Origin of the sequence: Kitasatospora phosalacinea, assembly GCF_000717185.1 — a bacterium.
Taxonomy (GTDB): Bacteria; Actinomycetota; Actinomycetes; order Streptomycetales; family Streptomycetaceae; genus Kitasatospora; species Kitasatospora phosalacinea_A.
Window position 1 is genome coordinate 34,745 of record NZ_JNYE01000047.1, and the last position, 26,434, is coordinate 61,178.

The window sequence follows — 26,434 nt, forward strand, 5'->3', positions numbered from 1 at the left end:
GGAGGGGAAGCGGGAGGAGGGGAGGGCTCAGGTGGACCGGCGCACCACCAGCTCGGTCGGCAGGATCACCGTCGGCGCCTCCTCGCCGGCGATCCGGTCCAGCAGCAGCCGGACCATCTCGGCGGAGATCCGGTCCCACGGCTGCCTTATCGTGGTCAGCGGCGGACGGGTGGTCAGCGCCACCGGCGAGTCGTCGAACCCGCCCACCGCGACGTCCTCCGGGACGCTGCGCCCGGCGTGCTCCAGGGCGGACAGCGCGCCGTCCGCCATCAGGTCGGAGGCCACGAACACGGCGTCCAACCCCGGCTCGCGCTCCAGGAGTCCGCGCATCGCGGCCTCGCCGCCGACCCGGCTGTAGTCGCCGTGCGCGATCAGCCGCTCCTCCACCGGCAGCCCGTACTCGGCCAGCACCTCGCGGTAGCCGGACAGCCGCTCCACGCCGCCCGGGGTGTCCTGCGGGCCCGCGATGGTGGCGATCCGGGTGCGGCCCGACTCCAGCAGGTGGCGCACCAGGTCCTTGGCGCCCTCGCGGTCGTCCGCCGCCACGTACGGCACCCGGCCGCGCTGGCCCAGCGGGCGGCCGCAGCACACCATCGGGATGTCGGCCTCGCGCAGGTGCTCGATCATCGGGTTGCCCCGGTGCGAGGAGACCAGCAGCACGCCGTCCACGTGGCCCGCCGCCAGGTAGCGGGTGACCCGGCGGCGCTCCGCGTCGTCGCCCGCCGTCATCAGCAGCAGCGGGATGTCGTGCTCGGCCAGCGCCGCCGTGCAACCGCGCAGCAGGGTGGTGAAGTTCGGGTCCTCGAAGAACCGCTCCTGCGGTTCGGTCAGCAGGAACGCCACCGAGCCGGAGCGCTGGGTCACCAGGCTGCGGGCCGCCCGGTTCACCACGTACCCGAGCTTGGCGATCGCCGCCTCCACCGCCTGCTGCGAGGCCGGGCTGACGTTGTGCCCGCCCTGCAGCACCCGGGACACCGTGCCCCGCGAGACGCCCGCCACCGCGGCGACGTCGTGGATGGTCGGCGGGCGCTTCGGCCGTCCGGCCGGCCGGCCGCGGGGCGCTGGTTCCGTCATCGGGATGCAGGTCCTTGCAGATCGAGGTGTCGGGGTCACTGTACTGGCGGCCCGTCAGGACTTCACGGCGCCGGACAGCAGATCCACCCGCCAGTACCGCTGCATGCCGAGGAAGAGCGCGATCAGCGGCAGGACCGACAGCAGCGCGCCGGTGATCACCAGGGTGTACAGGGCCGGTTCGTTCGCGCCCTGCTGCAGCAGCGAGTACAGGCCCACCGTCACCGGGAACTTGTGGTCGTCGCCGAGCATGATGTACGGCAGCAGGAAGTTGTTCCAGATCGCCACGAACTGGAACAGGAACACCGTCACCAGCCCCGGCACCATCATCGGCAGCGCCACGCTCCGGAACAGCCGCCACTCCCGCGCCCCGTCGACCCGGGCCGCCTCCACCACCTCGTCCGGGATCGCCGCCTCCGCGTAGATCCGCGACAGGTAGATGCCGTACGGGGACAGGACGCTCGGCAGCAGCACCGACCAGTAGCTGTCCGCCAGGCCCGCCTTCGACATCAGCAGGTACTGCGGCACCGCCAGCGTGATCGGCGGCATCAGCACGCCCGCCAGCAGCACGTTGAACACCGTGGAGCGGCCCCGGAAGCGGTACTTGGCCAGCGCGTAGCCCGTCACGCCGGACACCGCCGCCGACAGCAGCGCGCCCGCGCCCGCGTACAGCGCCGAGTTCGCCATCCACTGCCAGTACACGCCGCCGCGGTACGAGGACAGCTCGGCCAGGTTGTCCCAGAAGCCGGAGCCCGGGGCGTAGGTGAAGGTGGTGAACAGCTCCTGGCGGCTCTTGGTCGCCGCCGTCACCACCCAGACCACCGGCACCAGGCAGTACACCGCGCCCAGCAGCAGGAGCAGGGTCGGCGTCCAGGCGGTGCGGCGCGGGGCGGCGGCGGAGCCCTTGCGGGGCAGCGCGGGGGCGGTCCGGCGGGGGGCCGGGGCGGTCGTGGTGCTCATCTCAACTGCCTCCGTTGGTGCGCTTGTTGACCAGCTTCAGGAACCCGAAGGAGAGCAGCAGGGTCGCTGCTGCGATCACCACGGAGGTGGCGGCGGCGGAGTAGACGTTGCCCTGCACGAACGCGTCCCGGTACACCTTCATCAGCGGCGACCAGGTCGAACTCATCGAGTTGGTCAGCGGCTTGAGCGTCATCGGCTCCGCGAACACCTGGAGCGTGGCGATCATCGAGAAGAAGAAGGTCAGCACCAGCGACGGCGCCACCAGCGGGATCTTGACCCGCAGCGCGATCTGCAGCTCCGAGCAGCCGTCCAGCCGGGCCGCCTCGTACAGCTCGGCCGGCAGCGCCCGCAGCGAGGTGTAGATCACGATCATGTTGAAGCCGGTGCCGCCCCACACCGCGATGTTCGCCATCGCCAGGTACAGCCCGCCGCCGTGCAGCAGGTCCGGGCCGCTCATCCCGGCCTGGGTCAGCAGGTAGTAGCCCGGGCTGACCTGCGGCAGGTACAGGAACCCCCACAGGGTGGACGCCACGATGCCCGGCACCGCGTACGGCAGGAAGATCACCAGCCGGGAGAACGCCCCGAACCGCACCCGCGGCACGTCCAGCAGCAGGGCGAAGAACAGCGCCGCGCCCAGCATCGTCGGCACCAGCAGCGCCCCGTACAGCAGCACCCGGCCCGAGCCCGACAGCAGTTCGGAGTCCGACAGCGCCGAGGTGTAGTTCGACAGCCCCGCCCACACCTCGGTGCGGGCGTGCGAGCCCAGGCCCAGGCCCTTCACCTTCACGGCGCGCAGGCTCAGGTACACCGCGAAGCCGATCGGCAGCGCGAAGAACAGCGTGAACAGCAGGGCGGCCGGGCCGAGGAAGCCGTACGGCGCGAGCGAGCCGCGGCGCCGGAGGGCGCGGGCAGCGGGGGGAGGGGAGGCCATGGCGGCTCCTAGGGCCTTGGAGGGTTTCGCGGAAGGGGAGGGGGTGGGAACCCGGTCCGCCGCTGGGCGGGGCGGCGGACCGGGGGCTCGGCGGGGCCGGTCAGCCGACCTGGAAGCCGTTCTTCTTCAGGTCCTCGACGGTGGACCGCTGCATCGCCGACAGCGCCGCGCCGAAGTCGCCCTTGTCCTGGGCGGCCTTGCCGAAGGCGTCCTTGAACGCCGAGTACGCCACGTTGACGTTCGGGCCCCAGGCGGCGGGGGCGGTGCCCTTGGCGATCTCCGCGGCCCTGGCGTAGAAGTCGGGCTGGTCGGCGAAGAACTCGGGGGCCGCCGACAGCAGGCTGCCGGTCTGCGCCGAGGTGGCCGCCGGGTAGACGTTGACCTGCTGGACGAGGGCGGCCAGCGCCTCCGGGTCGGTGTTCAGCCAGGTGGCGAACTTCGCCGCGGCCTCCGCGTGGCCGGACTTCACGGCGCCGGTGGTCACGCCGGTCGCCGAGCCGCCCCAGCTGCCGGTCACCGAGGCGCCGGACTCCCACTGCGGCAGCGGCGCCATCGCCCACTTGCCCTTGGTGTCCGGGGCCGAGCTGGTCAGCACGCCGGGCGCCCACACCGCCGAGACCCAGCCGACCTGGGTGCCGTCGTTGAGGGCCTTGCTCCAGGCCGGGGTGTACATCGGCTGGTTGTCGACCGCGCCGTCCTTGACCAGGCCGGACCAGAAGTCGGCGACCTTCTTCGTCGCCGGGTCGTCGATCGCGACCTTCCAGCTCTCGCCCGAGGTGGTCCACCACGCGGCGCCCGCCTGCTGGGCCAGGCCCGCGAACAGGCCCGGGTCGTTGGCGGAGAAGGTGGTCAGCGACTTGTCCGGGGCCTGCTGCTTGAGCGCGCGGGCGGTGGCGGCGAACTCGTCCCAGGTGGTGGGCACCTTGAGGCCGTACTGCTCGAACAGGTCCTGCCGGTAGTAGAAGGCCAGCGGCGCGGTGTCCTCGGGGATCGCGTAGACCGCGTCCGAGCCGAGCGTGACCTGCTTCCACACCCCGTCCGCGAACTGCGACTTCGCGTCGCCCGCCTGCTTCGCGATGTCGGCCAGCACGTCGTTGGAGACCAGCGTCGGCAGCGCCTGGTACTCGGCCTGGATCAGGTCCGGCGCGTTGCCCGCCTTCGCGGCGGTGATGGTCTTGGTGACCAGGTCGTCGCCGCCGGCCTGCTTCAGCACGCTGACCTGGACGTCCGGGTGCGCCTTGTTCCACACCTCGGCGACCTTGTCCATGTTCGGCGCCCAGGACCAGAACGTCAGCTTCACCGGGCCGGAGGCCGCCTTGGCGGCGTCGCCGGAGCCGCCGTCGGACGAGCACGCGGACAGCACGAGCGTGCCGCACAGGGCGGCGGCCGCGGCGAGGGCGAGGCGACGGTGCATGGATCCTCCCGGGATCACGGAATTCGAGTGAGGGGGGCCGGGCGGCCGGCCGCCGCGCGAGGGGGTGCGCGGCGGCCCGCCCGGGGGAGTGGTGCGGGGGAGTTCTCGGCGTCGCGACGGCGGCGCTGGGGCCCGGTCCGTCGCTGTGCACGTTCACAGTACGGAAACCTGGGAGACACTTGTCAATCCCTGAGCTCGTACGGTTATCTGGGCGAGACACAGCGGCACCCGGATGTGACTAGGGTGTGCACGTTCACAGTTCTTCTCGATGGAGCGCACCATGGACCACCCGAGGTACCCCCGCCCGCTCGGCCTCGACCCGCTCGCCTACGGCGGCGACTACAACCCCGAGCAGTGGCCCGAGGAGGTCTGGGCCGAGGACGTCCGCCTGATGCGCGAGGCCGGGGTCACCATGGTGAGCGTCGGGATCTTCTCCTGGGCCCTGCTCGAACCCGAGCGCGGCCAGTACGAGTTCGGCTGGCTCGACCGCCTGCTCGACCTGCTGCACGCCCACGGCATCCGCGCCGACCTGGCCACCCCCACCGTCGTCCCGCCCGCCTGGTTCTACCGCGACCACCCCGAGGCGCTGCCCGTCACCCGCGAGGGCACCCGCTACGCCTTCGGCTCCCGCGGCGCGATCTGCCACAGCTCCCCCGCCTACCAGCACGCCGCCGCCGCGATCACCGAACAGCTCGCCCGCCGCTACGGCACCCACCCCGCCGTCGCCCTCTGGCACGTCCACAACGAGTACGGCGTCCCGGTCAGCGACTGCTACTGCGACGAGTCCGCCGCCCACTTCCGGCGCTGGCTGGGCGACCGCTACGGCACCCTCAAGGAACTCAACTCCGCCTGGGGAACCGCCTTCTGGGGCCAGCGCTACACCCGCTGGGACGACATCCAGCCGCCCCGCCTCACCCCCACCGCGGGCAACCCCGCCCAGCAGCTCGACTACGCCCGCTTCACCAACGACGCGGTCCTCGCCAACTTCAAGCGCGAACGCGACCTGCTGCACCGCCTCGCCCCCGGCATCCCCGTCACCACCAACTTCATGACCGCCCTCAGCCAGTGCCAGTCCATGGACTACTGGGCCTGGGGCCGCGAGGTCGACCTGGTCGCCAACGACCACTACCTCGTCGCCGAGGACCCGCGCAGCCAGATCAACCTCGCCATGGCCGCCGACCTCACCCGCTCCGTCGCCGCGGGCCGCCCCTGGCTGCTGCTCGAACACTCCACCGGCGCCGTCAACTGGCAGCCCCGCAACCTCGCCAAGCGCCCCGGCGAACTCGCCCGCAACAGCCTTGCGCACGTCGCCCGCGGCTCCGAGGGCGCGATGTTCTTCCAGTGGCGGGCCTCCCGCCACGGCTCCGAGAAGTTCCACTCCGCGATGCTCCCGCACGCCGGGACGAGCAGCCGGATCTGGCGCGAAGTCGTCGCACTGGGGCAGGAGCTGGGGTCGCTCGCGGAGATCCGCGACAGCCTGGTGCGGGCCGACGCCGCGATGCTCTGGGACTGGGAGTCCTGGTGGGCCCAGCGCCTGGAGTGGCGCCCCAGCATCGACCTGGACGCCCGCGAACGCGCCGAGGCCTGGTACACCGCGAGCTGGGACGCCCACCTCACCGTCGACTTCGCCCACCCCGAGGCCGACCTGAGCCGCTACCCGCTGGTCGTCGCCCCCGCCCTCTACCTCACCACCGAGGCCGCCGCCCGCAACCTCCGCCAGTACGTCGAGAACGGCGGCACCCTGCTGGTCTCCTGCTTCTCCGGCATCGTCGACGAGCACGACAGCGTCCACCCCGGCCCGCACCCCGGCGCCCTGCGCGAGGTCCTCGGACTCACCGTCGAGGAGTTCGCCCCGCTGCGGGCCGGCGCGGACGCCCGACTGGAGGGCCCCTCCGAACTGCGGGCCGCGGGCTGGACCGAGTACGTGGTGACCGAGGGCGCCGAGACGGTGTGGCGCTACGCCGACGGCCCCGACGGCGGCCCCGCCGCCGGAGGGCCCGCCGTCACCCGGCACGCCCTCGGCAACGGCCACGCCTGGTACGTCTCCGCCCGCCTCGACGACGCGGCCCTCGCCCGGGTGCTGCGCGCGGCCTCCGCCGACGCGGGCCTGCCCGAGCGCGGGCTCCCGCACGACGTCGAGGTGGTGGAACGGGTCGGCGAGCACGGCCGCTACCTCTTCGCGATCAACCACGGCGCCACCGACGCCGACCTGCCCGCCCCCGGCCCGGGCACCGAACTCCTCACCGGCGCCGAGGTCTCCGACACCCTCACCGTCCCCGCCGGACGGACCAGGGTGCTCCGCCACGGCGCCGGACGGGACTGACGGCGGGGACCGAGCCTCCGGTGCTCCGGTGCCCCGGCGGCTCCGTCCCCCGGCGGCTCCGTCAGGGTCGGCGGGCGGCCAGCACCCGCCGCAGGCCGCTGCGCAGCCGGGCCGAGGCACCGGGCAGCCGGCCGAGGGCGCGCAGCTCCTCCGGGTGCAGCTCGGGGCGCCCCGCCAGGGCCAGCACGGCCGCGTACGGGCGGGCCCCGGCGGTGAGGCGCGCGGCGGCGGCGTCCAGGACGACCAGCAGGGCGGGGCGGTCCGCTGCCGGGTGCCCGGCCAGCAGGAGCAGCAGGGCGTTGTCGTTCCACGGGCCGTGCTCGGCCGGGACGTCGCGGCAGCGGGCGGCGAGGGCGAACAGCGCGTCGGCCCGCGCGTGCGGATTGGCCGCCACCGCCTGCCGGACGAACGGGTACTCCGATCCGGCCAGTTCGTGCAGGACCGCTGGGTCCTGCGAAGCCCCGGCCAGGTCCAGGTAGTAGGAGGGGGTGCGCACGGAGCCTCCCGTCCCGGTGCCGGAAACCGCCATCCTGCCGGACGGCCCGGGCCGGGGCGAGCGGATTGTGCGGGCGCCCGAAAACCGCTTGCCCCGACGCCCGCGCCCGCCAATGATCCGTCCATGGACCACGTGATACGAGCCGTGACCGGCGAGGACTGGCAGCAGGCCAGACAACTGCGGCTGGACGCCCTGCGGGACCCGGTCGCGGGCATCGCCTTCCTGGACACGTACGACAACGCCGCCGCCAAGCCGGACGAGCACTGGCGGGCGCGGGCGGCCGGCTCCCGCGGGGAGACGGTCACGCAGCAGTTCGTCGCCGAGCGGGCGGACGGCGGCTGGGACGGGTCGGTGACGGTGCTGATCGAGCGGGCCGGCCACGAGGACGTCATGGGCGTGCCGGTCGAGGTGGACCAGGCCCACCTGGTGGGCGTGTTCGTCCGCCCCGAACAGCGCGGCACCGGTCTGGCCGGGGCCCTGTTCGACGCGGCGATCGCGTTCGCCCGCGGGCTCGACGAGCCGGTGGTCTCCCGCATCCGCCTCTACGTGCACCAGGACAACCAGCGGGCCGAAGCCTTCTACCGGAAGGTCGGCTTCACTCGTAGCGGCCGTTCCGTCCCCGTCCCGGGCGACGAGTCGTCCGTCGAGCACGAACTCGTCCTTGGCTAGTCCTGGGCGGCGGGCCAGCGGCGGCGGGGCGGCGTCGGCGGGGCGGCGTCGGGCCGGGTCAGTCCTTGCGGCCCGTCGCGGCGACGGTGACGCCCAGCCCGATCATGGCGAGCCCGCCGACCCCGCCGACCAGGGAGAGCCGCTGCGGCGAGCGCGCGAACCACTCCCGGGCGGTGGCCGCGACCAGGCCCCACGCCATGTCGGAGGCCACGGCGATGAGGTTGAAGACCAGGCCCAGCAGCAGCATCTGCGCCGGGACGTGCCCCCGGCCGCGGTCGACGAACTGCGGCAGCACGGCGGCGAAGAACACGATGGTCTTGGGGTTGGTCACGCCGACGGCGAACCCCTCCCCGAACGTCCGCAGCCCGCCCCGGGCGGCTCCCGCTCCCGCCCCGCCGATCGCCGCCCGCAGCGACCCGCGCTCGCGCCACGCCTTGACGCCGAGGAACACCAGGTAGGCGGCCCCGGCCAGCTTGAGGAGCGTGAAGAGGAGGATCGAGCGCTCCACCACCGCGCCCACCCCGAACGCCACGGCCACGACCAGGGCGTACGCGCCGAGGGTGTTCCCCACGACCGTGATCAGCGCGGCCCGGCGCCCCTGCGCCAGGGCCCGCCCGACCACGAACAGCACGCTCGGACCGGGGACCACGATCAGCAGGAAGGACACGGCGGCGAAGGCGAGCAAGCGGTCGGCAGGCACCATGCGGGCCATGCAAGCACGGGGAGGGCCCGCCCCTCCAGCGGTTTTCCCGTTCGGGGCTTTGCCGGAGCTTTGCTGGCGGCCCGTCAACTCCCGCCCGCCGCACCACCCGCGCTCCTGCCCGCCGTTCGGGACGACTGGCCGGGACGGCCGACTGCGCAGTAATTTAGTTCACATCAGCTAACTATCATCACGGCTTCCCAGGGGGCGGCAGGAGATGGCGGACGTGGACATCGAGCAGGACACCAAGAAACGGTGGATCGGCGCGGAGCACCCGCGCTACAAGTGGGTGGCGCTGTCCAACACCACCCTCGGCATGCTGATCGCGACGATCAACTCCTCGATCGTGCTGATCTCGCTGCCGGCGATCTTCAACGGCATCTACCTCAACCCGCTGGAGCCGGGCAACGTCAGCTACCTGCTGTGGATGCTGATGGGCTACATGCTGGTCACGGCGGTGCTGGTGGTGACGCTGGGGCGGCTCGGCGACATCTGGGGCCGGGTCCGGATCTACAACGCGGGCTTCCTGATCTTCACCGTCACCTCGGTGGTCCTCTCGCTCGACCCGATGGGCGGGGGCGGCGGCGCGCTCTGGCTGATCGGCTGGCGGGTGGTGCAGGCCGTCGGCGGCGCGATGCTGATGGCGAACTCCGCGGCCATCATCACCGACGCCTTCCCGGCCAGGCAGCGCGGCATGGCGCTCGGCGTCAACATGGTCGCCGCGATCGCCGGGTCCTTCATCGGCCTGGTCCTCGGCGGCGTCCTCGCCGAGTGGAACTGGCGGTCGATCTTCTGGGTCAACGTCCCGATCGGCATCATCGGCACCGTCTGGGCCTACCGCTCCCTGCACGAGACCGGCGTCCGCCGCCCCGGGAGGATCGACTGGTGGGGCAACGTCACCTTCGCCGTCGGCCTCACCGCGCTGCTCGCGGGCATCACCTACGGCATCCAGCCCTACGGCGGCCACACCATGGGATGGACCAACCCCTGGGTGCTGACCGGCCTGATCGGCGGGGCGGCCGTCCTGGTCGCGTTCTGCGTGATCGAGACCAGGGTCGCCGAACCGATGTTCCCGCTGCGCCTGTTCCGCGACCCGGTGTTCGCGGGCGGCAACCTGGCGACGCTGCTGGGCTCGATCGCCCGCGGCGGCCTGCAGTTCATGCTGATCGTCTGGCTGCAGGGCATCTGGCTGCCGCTGCACGGCTACGAGTACGAGCAGACCCCGCTCTGGGCGGGCATCTACCTGGTACCGCTGACCGTCGGCTTCCTCGCCGCCGGACCGATCGCCGGACACCTCTCGGACCGCTTCGGCGCCCGGATGTTCGCGGCCGGCGGCCTGGTCGTGATGGCCGCCTCGTTCGCCGGACTGCTGGCCCTGCCCACCGACTTCGGGTACGTGTGGTTCGCCCTGCTGGTGTTCCTCAACGGCCTCGGTGGCGGCCTGTTCGCCGCGCCCAACACCGCCCTGGTGATGTCCAGCGTCCCGGCCGCCGACCGCGGCGCCGCCTCCGGCATGCGGGCCACCTTCCAGAACGCGGGCATGGTGCTCTCCATCGGCGTGTTCTTCTCGCTGATGGTGGCCGGCCTGGCCGGATCGCTCCCGCAGACCCTCAACGACGGCCTCACCGGCCAGGGCGTCTCGGCCGCCGACGCCCACGCGGTGGCCCAACTCCCGCCCGTCGGGACGCTGTTCGCGGCCTTCCTGGGCTACAACCCGATCCACGAACTGCTCGGCCCGCAGGTGCTCTCCGGCCTGCCCGCCTCCAACGCCCAGACCCTCACCGGGCGCGAGTTCTTCCCGCACCTGATCTCCGGACCGTTCCACGACGGCCTGATGGTGGTCTTCTCGCTCGCCATCGCGATGTCACTGGTCGCCGCCCTGGCCTCGCTGCTGCGCGGCCGCCGAACCGGTACGGTCGACGACGGCCCCGACAGCGCCGCGATCACCGTCCCGGACGGGGGCACCGCGGTCTCCCGGGGCGCGGCGTGACGTGAACGAGACGGCGGAGCAGGGGAGTTCGACGGTGGGACAGCAGCACGAGGGCGGGCTCGACCCGGCGGAGGTGGCGCGCCTGCGCCTGGTCATCGCCCGCCTGAACCGGCACCTGATGCAGGCCTCCGACCGGCAGGAGTTCACCTTCGCCCAGCAGTCCGCCCTGGCCCGGATCGAGGAGCACGGCCCGGTCCGGCTCGGCGAACTCGCCGCGCTGGAACGGGTCGCCGCCCCCTCGCTGACCCGCACCGTCGCCTCACTGGTCGAGTCCCGGCTGGTCCACCGCGTCCCCGACCCCAACGACGGACGCTCCGCCCTGGTCGAACTCTCCCCGGAGGGCGTCGACCTGCTCGCCCACATCCGCCGCCGCCGCTCCGAACTCCTGGCCCGCCGCACCGCCGAACTCACCGACGAGGAACGGCGCACCCTGATGGCGGCCCTGCCCGTCCTGGAACGCCTGGTCTCCATCGAGGGCTGAACGCCCCCGCAGGCCCGCCGCCCCGCAGCCCGCGCCGCGGCGGCGAGGGCCGGGGCGGCGAGGGCCGGTGCGGCCGGGGGCGGCCGGTGCGGCCGCCGACGGCGGGGGCGGGGTCGGTCAGAGGATGGTCAGGACGGTGGCGAAGTTCAGCACGGTCGCGCCGCCGGGGCTGTCGCAGGCCAGCAGGTCCAGGTTCGGCGCGGTGAAGGTCTCCACCACCGTGCCGCCGAGGAACTCGCCCGAGGTGACGGTGCCGGTCTCGGTGATCACCGTGGTGGCCAGACCGCGCACCACCGTCGCGGTGAACGGGAAGCTGCTGGCGGTCCCGTTGTTCCAGCGGACGGTCTCCACGCCCGTCTCGGTGAGCAGTTGGTCGCAGCTCAGCTCCAGCAGCGCGGTGACGTCCCGCTCCCCGGCACTGGCCGTCGAACCGACGGCCAGACAGCTGCCGGTGGGGCTGTGCGGACCGGGCACGTTCAGGTTGCCGTCCACCGTCACGGTGATCGGCCGCACGGTGTGGGTCAGGCCCGGGCTGTACGTGGTGTACGTCCAGCCGGTGCAGTTGATCGTGGCGAGCACGGCCGGTGCGGCCCGTGCGGGAGCGGCGGCCGGCAGCGTCGCGCTGCCGAGCAGCAGGGCCAGCAGGCCGGTGAGAGTGGTGGCACGTCCGGTACGGAGCACGACAGCCCTCCAGGGGGTGGCGGCGGTGGCGGGACGGGACGACGGGACGACGGGACAGTACGCACCAGGGTCGCGGCGGGCCCGGCGCCCGGCAAGCCTGAGTGCGCGAACTACCTTGCCGCACAAGGGGAATGGCCGGACGACGACAGCCCGGGGCCGACCCTGGCCGAGGACGTTCGCGCAGGCGCTCGAACCCGGCCCCGGATCGGAACGTCCGTCCGGATCGCGGGTGCCCGGACGGGGCAGGCGGCCCGGACGGATCGCGGGGGCCGGACGGGTCAGGGGGCCTGGGCGGCGATCCCGTCCAGCACCATCTCCAGCCCCGCCGCGAACGACTCGCCCGGTGTCAGGTGGTCGGCCGAACGCATCACCTCCGCGATCGTCGGGTGCCGCCCCGCCTCCAGCACCCGCACCATGTACGGCCCCATCGCCACCTGCCACTCGTGGTTCGAGCGCCCCTCCGACCGCTCCGCCCGACGCTGCGCCACCTCCACCCGGAGCCGACCCGCCAGGTAGGCGTGGAACGCCCCCGCCGCCTGCTGTACCAGGGTCGGCCGTCCGGCGAAGCCCGGCACGCCCCACAGCACGGCCAGTGCGGCCTCCCGAGCGGCCAGCGCGTTCGGGCCCAAGTGCGGCCGCCCGCCCAGCAGTTCGATGAACCACTCGTGCCGCAGCGCGGCCGCCCGGTGCCGCCCGGCGATCGCCCGCAACTCCTCCCGCCACCCCTCCTGCTGCCGCTCCTCCTGCCGCCGCTCCTCCTGCCGTCCCCCGGGCCGGGCGTCCGGCGGGCCGGGGGCGATCTCGGCGTACACCGCGTCCACCATCAGCTCCAGCAGCTCGGCCTTGGTCTCCACGTACCCGTACAGCCGCATGGGGCCGACCTCCAGCACCGCCGCGACCCGCCGGATCGACACCCCCTCCAGCCCGTCCGCGTCGGCCAGTTCGACCGCCGCGCCGACGATCAGCGCCCGGCTCAGCGGCCCCGGCGTCCGCCGCTCCGGCGGCTCCGGCCGCTCCCAGACCAGGCCGGAACCGGTGTCGGAATCGTGACGGGGCGTCATGGGGAGCGGTCTCCGTTCGGTGGTGCAGGGCAGTGCAGGGCGGCGCAGGAACACGATACGGGGGTCTTGTCGATACAGTGTATCGACACGATACGGTGTATCGGACGGACCGGTGAAGGTGAAGGGGAGGACGGACCATGACGCGCACCACGGACGTGGCGATCGTCGGAGGCGGCCCGGGCGGGCTGACCCTGGCGCGACTGCTCACCGCGGGCGGCAGCGCCCGGGTCACGGTGTACGAACGCGACGGCGGGCGGGCGGCCCGCACCCAGGGCGGCACGCTCGACCTGCACGCCGACACCGGGCAGCGCGCCTTGCGCGCCGCCGGGCTGACGCAGGCGTTCCGCCGCCACGCCCGGCCCGAAGGGGAGGACATGCTGCTGCTCGACCCCACCGGCACCGTGCTGCACCGCGACGACACCCCGGACGACTCGCCCGCGCTCCGCCCCGAGATCGACCGCACCGACCTGCGCGACCTGCTGCTGGACTCCCTCCCGCCCGGCACCGTCGCCTGGGGCCGCACCTTGCGCACCGCCACCCCGGCCCCGGACGGCGAAGGCACCGGCTGGCAACTGGAGTTCACCGACGGCACCCGGGCCGCGCACCACCTCCTGATCGGCGCCGACGGCGCCAACTCCCGGGTGCGGCCGCTGCTCACCCCCGCCGCGCCGCAGCACCTCGGCGTCAACGCGATCGAGGGCACCGTCCCCGACATCGACCGCACCCACCCCGACCTCGCCGCCGCCGTCGGCCGCGGCAGCTACTGGGTGGTCGGCGACGGCCGCTCACTGGTCGCCCAGCGCTGCAGCGACGGCTCCGTCCGGGTCGGCCTGACCTTCTACGGCCCCACCGGCCGCGCCGCCGACTGGCTCACCACCTGCGGCATCCCGTACGACCGCCCCGACGAGGCCCGGGCCGCGCTGCTCCCGCTGTTCGCCGACTGGACGCCCGACTGCCGCGCCCTGATCGCCGCCGCCTGCACCGGCCCGCTCACCCCGCGCGCCCTGACCGCCCTCCCGGTCGGCCTCCGCTGGCCCCACCGCCCCGGCCTCACCCTGCTCGGCGACGCCGCCCACCTGATGCCCCCGGTCGGCCACGGCGCCAACGCCGCGATGCGCGACGCCCTGGAGCTGGCCACCGCCCTCGCCGCCACCCCCGCGGACCCCGACGCCGCCCTGCGGGCCTACGAGGAGGAGATGTTCACCCGCACCGCCGAGGTCGCCGACGAGTCGGCCCGCATCCTGGCCATGATCACCTCCCCGGCGGGCGCCCCCGGCATCGCCGCCTTCTTCCGCGGCGAGACCCGTCCCGGGGCGTGAGCGCCGCGCCCGCAGCGCGTACAACGCCTGCAACGCCTGCCGCGCGTACGGCCGGCGGTCAGCCGGTGATCTCCGGGCTGATCCGGTGCAGCCCCCACTGCTCGATGCTGCCGTCCACCAGCCCCATGAGGAACTGGACGACCCCGCCCTCGTAGTGCCACCAGCCGCCCCCGCGGGTGGCGACGGTGACCGTCCAGTCGGCGGGGGAGCCGTGGGTGCTCCACAGCAGGAAGTCGCCCCAGTCCGTCGTCCCCCAGCGGAGGAGGCCACCGGGGGCCGGGAAGGCCCGCAGCGGCGGGTCGAGCCGCGCCTCCTCGCACCACTCCTCGACGATCTGCTGGTCCTCCAGGACGCCCTCCACCCAGGCGCGTTCGTGTCCGGCCAGCGGGGTCGAGACGAGGAGGGTGCGGCCCAGGATCAAGCGGGAGTAGCGCTCGGTGAGGAGCACGAAGTCGGGCGGCAGCTCGGTCTCCAGGCCCTCCGCGACGGTCGCCCAGTCGAGCGCGGCCGGCTCCGGGCGCCGGAGCGCGGCGAACTCCGGGGAGGAGCCCTCGAACGCGGCCAGGGCCTCGTCCGGGTCGGTGAGTCTGCGGGCCGGGGACTGGGTGCCGATCAGGTCGTCCATGCGGGGGAGGGTATCGCCCCAGGTGGTGGCGGGGCGGGGGAGGTGGCGCGCAGGGCGATCTCCAGTTCGAGGCGGGCGTCGGGGGAGGCCAGGGCGGGGCCGAAGAGGCGGTGGACGCGGTGCAGGCGCTGGCGGGCGGTCTGCGGGTGGATGCCGAGGCGGGCGGCGACCTCGGGGGCGGTGCCGCGGCCGGTCTGCAGCCAGGCGAGCAGGGTCGCGGCGAGGCGGTCGCGCTGCTTGGGCGTGAGCGGGGCCAGCGGGGCGAGTCGGCGTTCGGCGATCAGCCGGACCAGGGCCGGGTCGGTGAGCAGCAGCAGGTCCGCGTAGCGCTCGCGGCAGTCGACCGGGCGCTGCGGCGGCTCGGGCAGCGAGGCCCGGACCAGGCGGGCCCAGCGCAGCGACTGCGCGGCGAGGGCGGGCGGCACCGCCGGGCCGATCACGGCGCCGCGCCCGTGCAGGGCGGCCGCGAGCTGAGGGTCGGCGAGCGCGGTGGCGGGGTCCGGCAGCAGCAGGTGCGGCTGCGGGACGTCCAGCCCCGCCAGGACGCGGTCGGGCAGCCGGGCCGGGGGCGGGCCGGGCACCCCCGACGGCCCGGGCACCCCCTGCGGCCCGGACGGCCCCGACGGGCGGGGCGCGGCGGCCGGGCGCGGGTCGAGCGAGACGGCGGCGACCTGCGCGGGCAGCGGCCAGTCCGCGAGGCGGGCGGCGGTGGCGAGGTCGGCCGGGTCGGCGCCCGCGAGCAGCAGGTCGTGCAGCCGGTGCCGGGCCCGGCCGAGCGCCCCGGCCCGGTCGGTGCGGGCGTCCACGTAGCCCTGGACGCTGGCCGCGGCGACCTCGTCGATGTGCGCGAACACCGCCTCGGCGAGGGTGACCAGCTGCTCCGCGACCAGCCCGCGGCGGCGGGCCACCCGGGCGTACCGGCGCCAGGCGATCCGGGCGCCGAGCCGGAACGCGGCCTGCAGGGCGTCCAGGCTGCGGCCCTCGGAGAGCTCGCCGCGGCCGAGCGAGCGGTACACCCGCAGCTGGCGCGGGCCGGGCGAGGGCAGCCCGGCGACCCGGTCGGTGAACTCGGCGAGCGCGGTCTCCACGCCCTGCTGGATTCCGGCACCGAATTGCCCGGAGAGCGGCCGGGAGAATTCCGGGACGGCGGATCTGATCTCACGGATGATCTCGGTCGCGAGGGATTGCTGCTCGGCTCTGAGTTCGGTGGATAAATCGCGTGGAAGGCCTTCCCACGGTCCGACCAATTCCGCTCCTCGGGGTAGCGATAATCCGTTCCGCCGGTGCCCGGCGCGGGCCGGGCCGCACCGGGGCGTGCCAGGAGGGGCAAGGGGAGTATGCGTCCGGGTTACCCGCCGGTCAATAGGTCCGGCGCAAGCTTGCGGCCCCGTGCGGCACCCGCCGCGGGCGGAAACGCTGACGCGGGTGACAGTTCCGCCGGAGGGGGGACGGAATTCCTGGCACCTTCGGATGGATTTTCCGGAACCGGCCGCGCTGCGTGTTGACGGCCCGTCGGGCCGCTCCTAGCTTCGTGGCGACCCGGAGAAAGCCGGGGGACGCCCGGGGGAATTCCGGGTGCGGAACGGGCGGCGGCGTGGACGGCGGCGCGGACGACGATGCGGAAGGTGTGCGGAATGCGGAGGAACGGCGTACGGACGGCGGCACTCGCGGCACTCGCGGTCACGGGACTGCTGGCCGCCGGGACGGAACCCGCGGCGGCGGCCGGGAGCCGACCGGTGGAGACCCACTTCTCCCTCGGCTTCGTGAAGGGCTTCTTCTTCCCCGGCTCCAGCCCGGACGGCGCCAACGACTGGTCCTGCCGACCGTCCGCGGCGCACCCGAACCCGGTGGTGCTGGTGCACGGCACGCTGGAGAACCAGAACGACAACTGGGGCGGCGCGGCCCCGCTGCTGGCCAACCAGGGGTACTGCGTCTACTCCTTCAACTACGGCGGCCCGTCCGCCGGTTCGCCGGTCCAGGGCACCGGGCCGATCGCCGACGGGGCGAAGACGCTGGCCGCCTTCGTCGACCGGGTGCTGGGCGCGACCGGCGCCGCGGAGGCCGACCTGGTCGGGCACTCGCAGGGCGGCATGCTGCCGCGCTACTACCTGAAGAACCTCGGCGGCGCCGCCAAGGTCGGCAAGCTGGTCGCCCTCGCCCCCAGCAACTACGGCACCACCCTGGACGGCATCACCGAACTCGGCCGCCAGCTGCGCATCCTGGAGCCCGCCAACGACTTCCTGGCCGGCCCGTGCCAGGCCTGCGTGGAGCAGGAGGTCGGCTCGCCGTTCCTCACCGAGCTGAACGCCGGGGGCGGCACCGTCCCCGGCGTCGAGTACACCGTGATCGCCACCAGGTACGACGAGGTGGTCACCCCGTACACCAACTCCTTCCTCCCCGCGGGCCCGCACGTCACCAACATCCTGGTGCAGGACCAGTGCCCGCTGGACGCCACCGACCACCTGGAGATCGGCTACGACCCGGTCGCGCTGACGGACGTGCTGAACGCGCTGGACCCGGCGCACCCGCGGGCGGTGCCGTGCCAGGTGGTGCTGCCGGTGACGGGGCCGCTGCTGTAACGCGGCGGCCCGGCGGCGGCCCGGCGGCACGGCGGTGGGGTCCGGCGGCTCGGAGGCCGGACCCCACCGCCGCGCCGGCCCCCGCTCAGGCCGGGTCGAGGTCCTCGGTGCGGCGGTGCCGGCGGGAGGGGGAGGCGGCCGGGCCCGCGGTGTCGGCGATCCAGGCGTCGAGCTGCTCCCAGCGTCCGTACAGCCAGTCGGCGAACTCCTCCGGATCGGTGGGCAGTTGGTCGGCGCGGTAGCTCCACCAGCGCAGCCGGACCAGGTCGCCGGGGTCGGGGGCGTAGCCCGGGCCGAGCATCCAGGGCAGCAGCCGCTCGGGGCCGGTGTGCCCGCACACCAGCACCAGGGCGGACGGGTCGACGGCGGCCAGCACCGCCCGTGCCCCCGGCAGGTGCGGCGGGAGCAGGTGCGGCATGGCCTCGGCCCGCTCGGCCAGCGCGTGCTGCCCGCGGGCCCGCAGCCTGGCGATCGACCCGGCGCGCCGGGCCGCGCTGTAGTTGGTGCCCTCCGGGTACAGCCAGAACGCCTGCCCTGGCCCCAACTCCCTTCCCTGCTTGGTGAGTTCGGCGAGGGCGGCGGCCCGTCCGGCCTGGTTCCAGCGGAACAGGACGAGCGGCACGCCGCGCAGCAGCGCCCGCAGGCCGGGCTCCAGGGCGACGCAGCGCTTGGCGATGCCGCGCGGGCTGCGGCCGAGCACGGCGGCGACCGCGACGACGGCGAGCTGGGTGTTGAGGATGCCCGCGTGCCGGGCCAGCACGACCACCGGCCGCCCGGGGTCGGGCGGCGGGTCGGGCAGCTCGATCCGGAAGCGCAGGCCGGTCCAGCACTCGGTGAGCCGCCGGAAGCGGCGTCCGGCCCGGGCGGCGAGCAGCCGCCAGTCGTCCGGCCCGGCCCGGCGGGCCCGCAGCCGCAGCGAACCGGCCAGCGCGGTCAGCGAGAACCCGGCCAGGTACGCCGCCCACACCAGCGGCAGGCGGGCGGCGGCCGCGGCGCGGCCGGGCAGCAGCGGCCGGAGCAGGCCGAGCAGGAGCAGCAGCGGGGCGAGGAGGAGCAGAAACACCGTCAGGGCGCCGAGGGCGAGGGCGTCCCGGGCCGCGGCGAGCGCGCCGGCACGCAGCCGGGCAGCCCGGGGGAGCCCCGGTGAGGGCGGAGTCCTGTGCATGGATCAAGACCTCTCACGCCGCCGGATCCCCGGCCAGTCGAAGATCCACTCCGCTGGACCGATCGGGGAGCAGGTGCCGCGGACGGGCGAAGGCGCAGGTGGGAGCGGTTGCGGAGGTCGGAACCCGGATCGGACGATGGCCTCTGCGGGCCCGTCGGGCGCGCGCGGGGGGACGGACCCCGGGGCGGCCCCGGAGACAGGTGGCGAATCGATGGACGGTCTGCTGGACGGCCAGGGCAAGGTCGCGTTCGTGCTCGGCGGCGGCGGCGAGCGGGGCGGCAACCAGGTCGGCATGATCCGGGCGCTGCTGGAGGCCGGGATCACCCCCGACATCGTGGTCGGCACCTCGATCGGCTCGGTGCAGGGCGCCATCCTGGCGAAGAACCCCACGATCTCGGTGGTCGCCGAACTGACCGAGCTGTGGATGGAGTTCATCAGCATGAAGGTGATGAAGCCCTCCCTGCGGGCGTTCGTCTCCAACGTCCGGCACGTGCGGGCCGGGCTCACCTCGGTGGACGCCGCGCACCGGATGCTGCTCAACCACTTCGCCCCGCACAGCCGGATCGAGGACCTCAAGCTCCCGTTCGTCTGCCCGGCCTCCTCGATCGAGCGGGCCGAGGCGCACTACTTCGACCAGGGGCCGCTGATCCCGGCGCTGCTGGCGTCCTGCTGCGTGCCCGGCCTGTTCCCGCCGGTGCAGATCGACGGCGAGCACTACCTGGACGGCGGGCTGATCGACTCGCTGCCGGTCGGCGTCGCGGCCTCGCTCGGGGCGACCACCGTGTACGCGCTGCGGATCCGGCAGACCGGCGTGGGGCTGACGCCGCCCCGGCTGCCCTGGCAGCTCGCGCACGTCGCGTTCGAGGTGACCCGGCGGGCGGCCGTGGAGTCCGAGATCGCCCGGCACCGGCCCGGCGTCACCGTGCACGTGCTGCCCAGCGGCGAGGACGAGCTGGTGCGGGCCGGACGCGGACCGGTGGCCTCCACCCGTGCCGAACTGGAGACCGTCCGGCGGCGGATCGCGCTCGGCTACGACGCCGCCTCCGCATTCCTGGAGGGCCTGCAGCGCACCCGGCAGGACGCCGTGGGCTGACCGCCGCACCACCCCCGCGCACCCGGCGGACGGCGACGGAGGCCTCCGCCGACACGCGCTCCTCCCGGGCCCCCGAACGCCCCCGCCCGCCGGGGGCGTTCGCACGTCCGGCCCCCGCGGCGGCAGCGGCGCTGGCCACGGTCGGTCCGGGGGCGGCAGCGGCGCCCGACACGGCTTCGGCGCCGCCAATCCTCCACCGGCCAAGGTTCACCTAATCGGGTGCACGCGGGGCTGCACGGGCGATCTCGCGGCCGGAACGATCTAGTGTTCCGGGGTGGCGGGCGAGCGCAGTGACAGCACGCTTCCGAACCCCCGCCGACACTTTCCCCTTCCTTTGCCCATTCCCCCAGCAGCACCCCGTCAAAGCCCCAACACGTTCACGGATCTGACGCACCGTCAGTTTCCGTGCGAGACGAAGGAGAGCCCGGCCCGATGTCCGTGGACAGCAGCCCGGAGACTCAGCAGGCGCAGCGCCAGCAGACCAGCCTCACCACCGCCGCGGCCCGCAACCTGGCGACCACGACCAAGTCCGCGCCGCAGATGCAGGAGATCACCTCCCGCTGGCTGCTGCGGATGCTCCCGTGGACGCAGACCTCCGGTGGCACCTACCGGGTCAACCGCCGACTGACCTACACCGTCGGCGACGGTCGGGTCGAGTTCATCCAGACCGGCGGCGACGTCCGGGTCATCCCCCGGGAGCTCGGCGAACTCGCCCTGCTGCGCGGCTACGAGGACGACGAGGTGCTCGGCGCCCTGGCCGCCCGCTGCCAGCAGCGCGACTTCCGGGCCGGCGAGGTGCTGGTCGAGCGCGGCACCCCGTCCGACAAGATCCACCTGGTCGCGCACGGCAAGATCAACCAGGTCTCCACCGGCAAGTACGGCGACGACGCCGTGGTCGGCGTCCTCGGCGACGGCGACCGCTTCGGCGAGAACGCCCTGCTCGACGCCGACGCCACCTGGGACTACACCGCCACCGCCAAGACCGCGGGCACCCTGCTGACCCTCAGCCGGGCCGACTTCGAGGCCGTGCTCGCCCAGTCCGAGAGCCTCCAGGCCCACATCCGCGACTTCGCCAGCCTCCCGCTGCAGCGGCAGAACGAGCTCGGCGAGGCCGAGATCGCCATGTCGGCCGGCCACGAGGGCGAGCACCTGCTGCCCACCGCGTTCGTCGACTACGAGCTCAAGCCGCGTGAGTACGAGCTCTCCATCGCGCAGACCGTGCTCCGCGTCCACTCCCGGGTCGCGGACCTGTACAACCAGCCGATGAACCAGATCGAGCAGCAGCTCAAGCTCACCGTGGAGGCGCTGCGCGAGCGCCAGGAGTACGAGCTGATCAACAACCGCGAGTTCGGCCTGCTCGCCAACTGCGCCTTCAACCAGCGCATCCAGACCCACTCCGGGCCGGCCACCCCCGACGACCTCGACGAGCTGCTCAGCCGCCGCCGCGACTCCGAGTTCTTCCTCGCCCACCCGAAGGCCATCGCCGCCCTCGGCCGCGAGTTCAACTCCCGCGGCCTGTACCCCGACACCGTCGACCTCCAGGGCCACAAGGTCCCGGCCTGGCGCGGCGTCCCGATCCTGCCCTGCAGCAAGATCCCGATCACCCCCGAGAACACCAGCTCCATCCTGGTGCTGCGCACCGGCGAGGACAACCAGGGCGTCATCGGCCTGCACCAGACCGGCATCCCGGACGAGTACCAGCCCAGCCTGTCGGTCCGCTTCATGGGCATCGACGACAAGGCCGTGATCAACTACCTGGTCACCGCGTACTACTCGGCCGCCATCCTCGTCCCCGACGCGCTCGGCGTGCTGGAGAACGTGGAGATCGCGCACCGCTGACCGGCGCCGCGCGACGACGGCCGCCGCCGGCCGTAACCAAACGGCGGCGCACCACGTTGAGGGTGCGTCGGATTGATCATGCCGATCCGTTTCTGCAGTTCGCCCGCACGGCACTGCGAACAGAACGGCCCGATCCTCCGACGCGCCCTCGACTGCGCTCCGGCCGGTTCGGCCGTGTCCGAAGCGGGGCGCGCAGCACGGCACCGATCACCCACGCCCACCGGAAGGTTGGACCACGCCCATGCAGCGCAACGACCGCCCGTCGGCGGACGGCAGAACGGGGGCCCCGGCCTTACCCACCCGTGCCGGGGGCCGCGCCCGCGTCCGCGCCCGCGGTCGCGCCCTCGTCCGGGCCCGGGTCGGCACCCGGGGCCCGCAGGTACGGCGCGGCGCCCGCGCCGCCACCGCGCTGGCGGGCGTCGCCGTGGTCTGCGCGGTGCTCACCGGCGCCACCCAGGCCGCTTCCGCCGCGCGCGGCGGCGGCGACGGCCACCGGCTCGACATCTGCGTCAAGGTGCACACCTCGGTCGACGCCCCCGGCGTGCACATCGAGGTGAACGCGGGCGGCGGGGCCGACGTCCCGCTGCGCCCGCAGGGCGGCGGCAAGGGGCACGACAGCCACGGGAACGGCAACGGGTACGGGCACGAGCACCACTGCCACCCCACGCCGACGCCGACGCCGACGCCCAAGCCGACGCCCACCCCGAGCCCGACGCCGACGCCGACGCCGACACCTGAGCCGACGCCGACCCCCACGCCGAAGCCGACGCCCACACCGACGCCCACGTTGAAGCCGGCGCCCACCCCGAGCCCCACGCCGAAGCCCACCCCGGCGCGGCCCACCCCCAGCGCGGTGCCACCGCCCGCCCCGGCCACCAGCCCCGCACCGACGACGCCCGCGCCGAGCCCCGCACCCGCCCGGCCCGCGCCCACGGCGACCGTCCACCTGCCGCCGCCCCCGGTGCACGTCGCGGCACCCAAGCGCCGCTCCACCCCGACCACCACCCGGATGCTGGTGGTCACCGTCCCCGCCGTGCTGGCAGCCGCCGCGCTGCGCCCGCGCGGGAGGTCCGGCAGCGCCGGACGGCGCGGCCGCTCCTGACCCCGTGCCTGGCCGCAGAGGCCGCTGCCGGGCCCGCGGAACGCCGCGAAACCCCTTCACCCACTGGACAAGTTCAGGAGAGGATCCGTCATGTCCGAATGGCTGGCACTAGCCCTCGCGATGGCCGGGGCGTGCCTGGTCGTCGTCGCGGTCGTGCTGCTGAGGAACCGCAGGGTCGCCGACGACGAGGACACCTCGGAGACACCCGACGTCATCGAGTACATCACCATGATGATCGGCGTGGTCTACGCGATCGTGCTGGGCCTGGCCATCGCGGGCGTCTGGGAGTCCCGCTCCGCCGCGCAGGACGACGTGCAGCGCGAGGCCCAGGCGCTGCACGAGGTCAGCGCCCGCGCCGAGGTGTTCCCCGCCGACCACCGCGCCGTGGTCGACAAGGACGTCGACGCCTACGTCTCGTTCGTGGTCAACACCGAGTGGCACTACATGCAGACCGAGGGGGAGATCAGCCCCGAGGGCACCGACCTGCTCGCCAAGCTGCGCGCCGACGTCGCCGCGCGGGCGCCGCAGAACGACATCGAGGCGCAGGCGTACCAGTCGATGATGGACAAGATCGCCACCGCCGACGAGGCCCGCAACTCCCGCGGCGGCAACGTCGGTCCGACCATGCCCGGGGTGGTCTGGTTCGGCCTCGGCATCGGTGCGGTGATCACCATCGGCATGCTGTTCGCCCTGCAGATCCGCCGCTCGCCGCGCGAACTCGTCCTGGCGGGCACGTTCAGCGCGCTGTTCGGCTTCCTGCTCTTCCTGATCTGGGACTTCGACGACCCGTTCGGGCGCGGCATGTCGGTCACCACCGAGCCGTTCCTCGACCTGTTCCCCTTCCTCGGTGGCTGACCGCCGCCCGGCGGTCGACCGGTCGCCGATCGTTCCGGTGCGTCAACTGACCGGCCGGTGAACGGAATCGAGCAGGCCGGGGGAACATTCGGCCGCGCGGGCCGTACCGAAGCGGTTCGCGCACTACTCTGGAGACAGCCGCCCGCCGTACCGACGGGGGCCCTGGTGCGGGCGGCTGACGGGGAGCCCGCGCGGGCCGCCGCCCCGGGCGGCGACGGCGCGGGCACGACGGGGGAGAGCACGAGGGGGAAGCACGTCATGGGGGAACACCTGGCACCCGGCCCGGCGGCGGCGTGCGGTTCGGGGGAGTCCGGCCCGGGGGCGTCCGGGTCGGGCCCGGCGGCGTGCGGGCTGACGGAGGGCAAGTACGCCCGGATCGAACGGGAGCGCCGCTTCCTGCTCGACCGGGTGCCCGCCCCCGGCAGCGTCACCGCCGCCCGCCGGATCACCGACCGCTACGTGGACGGCACCCGGCTGCGCCTGCGCCGGGTCGAACGCCTCGACACCGGCGAGTGCACGTACAAGCTCACCCAGAAGCTCCCCGCCCCGCCGGGCACGCCCGGCGCCGTTCAGGGCCTGATCACCAACCTGTACCTCTCCGAGGAGGAGTACGCCCGCCTGCTGGCGGCGCTGCCAGGCCCCGAGCTGACCAAGACCAGGCTGGGCGTCCCCCCGCTCGGGGTGGACGTCTTCGAGGGCCCGCTGCTCGGACTGGTGCTGGCCGAGGCCGAGTTCGAGAACGCCGAGGACGCAGAAACGTTCGTTCCGCCCCCCGGCTGCATCGCCGAACTCACCACCGACCAGCACTTCACCGGCGGGCAACTGGTCCGCACCGACCGCGAGGAACTCCGCGAGGGCCTGGCCGAGTACGGTGTGGCCCTGCCCTGAGCCGATCCCGGCCCGGGGGCCGGGACGAAGGGGCGCACGTGGACAGCGGGCTGCGGGAGGCGTGCGTGGCCGCGCTCGTCGTCCTGGCGGGCAGCGAGGACTACGTCGACCGCGCCGACGCCGGGCGGGGGCTCGCGCCGTTCGCCGAAGTCCCGGCGGCCGCCCGGGCGTTGACCGCCCTGCTGACCGACCCGCAGGACACCTACGTGACCCTGGAGACCGCGCGGGCCCTGCTGCGGCGCGGCGACCGGGCGGCGACCGCGATCGTCGCGGCCGCGCTCGCGGACGCGGACGCGGACGCCGAACCCTGGCACGGCCAGTACGTCTACGACGCCGTCCGCGAGGTGTCCGGCCTGTTCGCGGAGGACCACGCCGAGGCGGTGCGCCTGGCCGAGGAGCTGGCCGCCGCCCCCGACACCCGGCTCGCGAAGGGCGCGGCCGCGCTGCGCGGGATGCTGGACGAGGTGCAACCGGTCTTCGGCCTGCCGGTCCGACCGCCGGACCGTCCGACCGCCTGACGGCGCGGCTGCCTGGCGGTCCGACTGCCTGGCGGTTTGTCGATAGCGGCCCGTCGAGAGCGGCCCGTCGGGGGCGGCCCGTCGAGGGTGCTCGGGTGTGCGGCGGCCCGGGGGCGGTGGTGCTCCGGGCCGCCGCGGGGTGGGGACTACTCCGGCTGCGGCCGCTTCAGGTGGCGGGCGAAGAAGCCGGCCGCGGCGTCCCCGGCGTGCGGGGGGACGCCGGTGTGGCCGCCCATGTTGGCGTTCAGGCACTTCTCCGGGGAGGCGAAGGCGTCGAACAGGTCCAGCGAGGCCTGGCGGTCGTTGCCCTCGTCGTCCCACTGCAGCAGCACGTGCAGCGGGACGGTGACCCGGCGGGCCTCCTCGAAGGTGCGGCGCGGGACCAGGCTCCCGGCGAAGAGGGCGGCGGCCGCGATCCGCGGCTCGACGAGCGCGAGGCGGACGCCGACGGCGATCACGCCGCCCGAGTAGCCGACCGGGCCGTCGACCTCCGGCAGCGCCAGCAGCGCGTCCAGCGCGGCCCGGCACTCCGGGACGGCGAGGTCGACGAGCGGCAGGACCAGGGCGTCGACCAGTTCGGGGCCGACCGGCTCGCCCGCCTCCATGGTGCGGCGCAGTTCGGCCCGGGCCCGGTCGAGGGCCGGGACGCGGGGGCGCTCGCCGCTGCCGGGGAGCTCGAGGGCCGCCGAGGCGAAGCCGTCCGCGGCGGCGTGCCGGGCCCGCTCCGCGAGCCGGGGCAGCATCCGGTGCAGGCCGAGCGGGGGGAGGCCGAGCAGGATCAGCGGCGCGGGGGCGGACGGGGCCGCGGAGGCGGGCGTCCACAGGACGCCGGGGATCCCGTCGAGGGTGAACTCGCGCTCGCGGACGCCGTCGTCGAGCTGCCGCTCAGAGGTGAAGTGCAGGTTCATGGCGGTGGTGCCTTTCGGGAATGCGCGTGGAACGGCGCTCCCGGGCTCCCTATCGCCCGACCGTGGCCCCAGAGGGGAGCACCCATGTCGATACTGCGTTCACGGGTACCACCTCCTCGGTCTGTCGCACGGCCACCGGAAAGGTAGCAGCGGTCGTGGCGCCGCACCAAACGGGTCCTCCGGCGGAGCGCGGGGACGGCTACGGAGATCGACGGAGATCTACAGGGAAACTGTACATCCGACGGGCGGAAACCTAGGGTGGGAAGCATGAGTGAAGACTCCGAGCCCGCGCCGTCCGCCCTGCACGCCTCGCAGCAGGTGCGGTCGGTGATCGGCAAACTGCGCCGCCGGATCCGGGCCGCGGCCGGAACGGGGGACTTCACCCTCACCCAGGCGTCCACCGTGGGACGGCTGCTGGACAGCGAGGGCCGGGGCCTGACCACCAGCGACCTCGCCGTCGCCGAGGGGATGCGCCACCAGTCGATGGCCACCACCATCGCCGCCCTGGCCGCCCAGGGCCTGGTCGAACGCAGCCGCGACCCCGAGGACGGCCGCCGGATGCTGATCGTGCTCACCCCCGAGGGACGGCGCCGCGGCGAGGAGGGCCGCCGGGCCCGCGGCGAGTGGCTGGCCGCGGAACTCCAGCGCAAGTGCACCGAGGAGGAGCGCCGGACGGTGATCGCCGCGATGGCCGTCCTCGAACGGATCGTCCAGGACTGACGGCCCGGCCGCCCCACCACCGGCCCCCCACCACCACCGGCCCTCC

The 26,434-nt window shown here is 74.2% G+C and carries 25 protein-coding genes; 13 read left to right on the forward strand and 12 right to left on the reverse strand.

Annotated elements, in window-relative coordinates; translation table 11 throughout:
- Positions 1-27 precede the first annotated feature (27 nt).
- The 4 genes from OO57_RS20395 to OO57_RS20410 all read right to left on the reverse strand — a co-directional run bounded on the left by OO57_RS20395 (position 28) and on the right by OO57_RS20410 (position 4,376).
- Positions 28-1,074, reverse strand: coding sequence for a LacI family DNA-binding transcriptional regulator (locus OO57_RS20395; RefSeq protein ID WP_033253996.1), 1,047 nt, complete (start codon positions 1,072-1,074; stop codon positions 28-30).
- A gap of 54 nt (positions 1,075-1,128) precedes the next feature.
- Positions 1,129-2,031 carry a carbohydrate ABC transporter permease gene (locus OO57_RS20400; protein ID WP_033253997.1) on the reverse strand — a complete coding sequence of 301 codons (903 nt, stop codon included), beginning with the start codon at positions 2,029-2,031 and terminating at the stop codon, positions 1,129-1,131.
- Position 2,032: 1 nt separating this feature from the next.
- Positions 2,033-2,962 (reverse strand): carbohydrate ABC transporter permease, encoded by a 930-nt coding sequence (locus tag OO57_RS20405; protein WP_033253998.1) that lies wholly within the window; start codon positions 2,960-2,962, stop codon positions 2,033-2,035.
- A 100-nt stretch (positions 2,963-3,062) separates the two neighbouring features.
- The gene (locus tag OO57_RS20410) at positions 3,063-4,376 is read right to left on the reverse strand and encodes an ABC transporter substrate-binding protein (protein WP_081973829.1); all 1,314 of its coding nucleotides are present in this window, start codon (positions 4,374-4,376) and stop codon (positions 3,063-3,065) included.
- Positions 4,377-4,656: 280 nt separating this feature from the next.
- Here OO57_RS20410 and OO57_RS20415 point away from each other — a divergent pair, with 280 nt between their 5' ends.
- Positions 4,657-6,699 carry a beta-galactosidase gene (locus OO57_RS20415; protein ID WP_033253999.1) on the forward strand — a complete coding sequence of 681 codons (2,043 nt, stop codon included), beginning with the start codon at positions 4,657-4,659 and terminating at the stop codon, positions 6,697-6,699.
- Positions 6,700-6,760: 61 nt separating this feature from the next.
- Here the strand turns inward: OO57_RS20415 and OO57_RS20420 are convergent, their stop codons facing one another.
- A complete protein-coding gene (locus OO57_RS20420; RefSeq protein ID WP_033254000.1) occupies positions 6,761-7,195 on the reverse strand; it encodes a hypothetical protein in 435 nt (144 codons plus the stop codon).
- A gap of 123 nt (positions 7,196-7,318) precedes the next feature.
- Here OO57_RS20420 and OO57_RS20425 point away from each other — a divergent pair, with 123 nt between their 5' ends.
- Complete coding sequence (locus OO57_RS20425; RefSeq protein ID WP_033254001.1) at positions 7,319-7,864, forward strand: GNAT family N-acetyltransferase; 546 nt, start codon at positions 7,319-7,321, stop codon at positions 7,862-7,864.
- Between the two features lie 58 nt (positions 7,865-7,922).
- Here OO57_RS20425 and OO57_RS20430 read toward each other — a convergent pair whose 3' ends face one another.
- Positions 7,923-8,567, reverse strand: a complete 645-nt coding sequence (locus OO57_RS20430; RefSeq protein ID WP_033254036.1) for a LysE family translocator — start codon at positions 8,565-8,567, stop codon at positions 7,923-7,925.
- Positions 8,568-8,781: 214 nt separating this feature from the next.
- Here OO57_RS20430 and OO57_RS20435 point away from each other — a divergent pair, with 214 nt between their 5' ends.
- Positions 8,782-10,554: an MFS transporter gene (locus OO57_RS20435; protein WP_033254002.1), complete on the forward strand. Its 1,773-nt coding sequence runs from the start codon at positions 8,782-8,784 to the stop codon at positions 10,552-10,554.
- Positions 10,555-10,588: 34 nt separating this feature from the next.
- Positions 10,589-11,035, forward strand: a complete 447-nt coding sequence (locus OO57_RS20440; RefSeq protein ID WP_063737604.1) for a MarR family winged helix-turn-helix transcriptional regulator — start codon at positions 10,589-10,591, stop codon at positions 11,033-11,035.
- 117 nt (positions 11,036-11,152) lie between these two features.
- Here OO57_RS20440 and OO57_RS20445 read toward each other — a convergent pair whose 3' ends face one another.
- Both OO57_RS20445 and OO57_RS20450 read right to left on the reverse strand, forming a co-directional pair.
- The gene (locus OO57_RS20445) at positions 11,153-11,716 is read right to left on the reverse strand and encodes a hypothetical protein (protein WP_033254003.1); all 564 of its coding nucleotides are present in this window, start codon (positions 11,714-11,716) and stop codon (positions 11,153-11,155) included.
- Positions 11,717-11,994: 278 nt separating this feature from the next.
- Complete coding sequence (locus OO57_RS20450) at positions 11,995-12,777, reverse strand: TetR/AcrR family transcriptional regulator (RefSeq protein ID WP_051778006.1); 783 nt, start codon at positions 12,775-12,777, stop codon at positions 11,995-11,997.
- A gap of 137 nt (positions 12,778-12,914) precedes the next feature.
- Between OO57_RS20450 and OO57_RS20455 the strand changes: the two genes are divergently transcribed.
- Positions 12,915-14,096, forward strand: a complete 1,182-nt coding sequence (locus OO57_RS20455; RefSeq protein ID WP_033254004.1) for an FAD-dependent oxidoreductase — start codon at positions 12,915-12,917, stop codon at positions 14,094-14,096.
- A gap of 58 nt (positions 14,097-14,154) precedes the next feature.
- On the opposite strand, the gene OO57_RS20460 is transcribed toward OO57_RS20455, so the two are convergent.
- Together OO57_RS20460 and OO57_RS46850 are read right to left on the reverse strand one after the other, a co-directional pair.
- On the reverse strand, positions 14,155-14,721 hold the full coding sequence (locus tag OO57_RS20460) for a hypothetical protein (RefSeq protein ID WP_033254005.1): 567 nt from the start codon (positions 14,719-14,721) through the stop codon (positions 14,155-14,157).
- On the reverse strand, positions 14,709-15,809 hold the full coding sequence (locus OO57_RS46850; RefSeq protein WP_267884973.1) for a helix-turn-helix domain-containing protein: 1,101 nt from the start codon (positions 15,807-15,809) through the stop codon (positions 14,709-14,711). Before OO57_RS46850 ends, OO57_RS20460 begins: the two co-directional genes overlap by 13 nt.
- 546 nt (positions 15,810-16,355) lie before the next feature.
- On the opposite strand from OO57_RS46850, the gene OO57_RS20470 reads away from it, so the two are divergent.
- A complete protein-coding gene (locus OO57_RS20470; RefSeq protein WP_033254006.1) occupies positions 16,356-17,300 on the forward strand; it encodes an esterase/lipase family protein in 945 nt (314 codons plus the stop codon).
- 85 nt (positions 17,301-17,385) lie between these two features.
- Here the strand turns inward: OO57_RS20470 and OO57_RS20475 are convergent, their stop codons facing one another.
- Positions 17,386-18,465 (reverse strand): hypothetical protein, encoded by a 1,080-nt coding sequence (locus tag OO57_RS20475; RefSeq protein WP_033254007.1) that lies wholly within the window; start codon positions 18,463-18,465, stop codon positions 17,386-17,388.
- 211 nt (positions 18,466-18,676) lie between these two features.
- Here OO57_RS20475 and OO57_RS20480 point away from each other — a divergent pair, with 211 nt between their 5' ends.
- The 6 genes from OO57_RS20480 (at position 18,677) to OO57_RS43980 (ending at position 24,760) form a co-directional block, all read left to right on the forward strand.
- Positions 18,677-19,558 (forward strand): patatin-like phospholipase family protein, encoded by an 882-nt coding sequence (locus OO57_RS20480; RefSeq protein ID WP_051778008.1) that lies wholly within the window; start codon positions 18,677-18,679, stop codon positions 19,556-19,558.
- Between the two features lie 432 nt (positions 19,559-19,990).
- Entirely contained in the window at positions 19,991-21,397 is a 1,407-nt protein-coding gene (locus tag OO57_RS20485) for a family 2B encapsulin nanocompartment shell protein (RefSeq protein WP_033254008.1), read from the forward strand.
- 241 nt (positions 21,398-21,638) lie between these two features.
- Positions 21,639-22,499: a hypothetical protein gene (locus tag OO57_RS44810; protein WP_051778009.1), complete on the forward strand. Its 861-nt coding sequence runs from the start codon at positions 21,639-21,641 to the stop codon at positions 22,497-22,499.
- Between the two features lie 90 nt (positions 22,500-22,589).
- The gene (locus OO57_RS20495) at positions 22,590-23,354 is read left to right on the forward strand and encodes a DUF4239 domain-containing protein (RefSeq protein ID WP_033254009.1); all 765 of its coding nucleotides are present in this window, start codon (positions 22,590-22,592) and stop codon (positions 23,352-23,354) included.
- A 258-nt stretch (positions 23,355-23,612) separates the two neighbouring features.
- Entirely contained in the window at positions 23,613-24,242 is a 630-nt protein-coding gene (locus OO57_RS20500; RefSeq protein ID WP_234337425.1) for a hypothetical protein, read from the forward strand.
- 38 nt (positions 24,243-24,280) lie between these two features.
- Positions 24,281-24,760 (forward strand): hypothetical protein, encoded by a 480-nt coding sequence (locus OO57_RS43980; protein ID WP_051778010.1) that lies wholly within the window; start codon positions 24,281-24,283, stop codon positions 24,758-24,760.
- A gap of 146 nt (positions 24,761-24,906) precedes the next feature.
- Here the strand turns inward: OO57_RS43980 and OO57_RS20510 are convergent, their stop codons facing one another.
- Positions 24,907-25,662: a hypothetical protein gene (locus OO57_RS20510; protein ID WP_033254044.1), complete on the reverse strand. Its 756-nt coding sequence runs from the start codon at positions 25,660-25,662 to the stop codon at positions 24,907-24,909.
- Positions 25,663-25,935: 273 nt separating this feature from the next.
- Between OO57_RS20510 and OO57_RS20515 the strand changes: the two genes are divergently transcribed.
- The gene (locus OO57_RS20515; RefSeq protein ID WP_033254010.1) at positions 25,936-26,388 is read left to right on the forward strand and encodes a MarR family winged helix-turn-helix transcriptional regulator; all 453 of its coding nucleotides are present in this window, start codon (positions 25,936-25,938) and stop codon (positions 26,386-26,388) included.
- Positions 26,389-26,434: the final 46 nt, after the last annotated feature.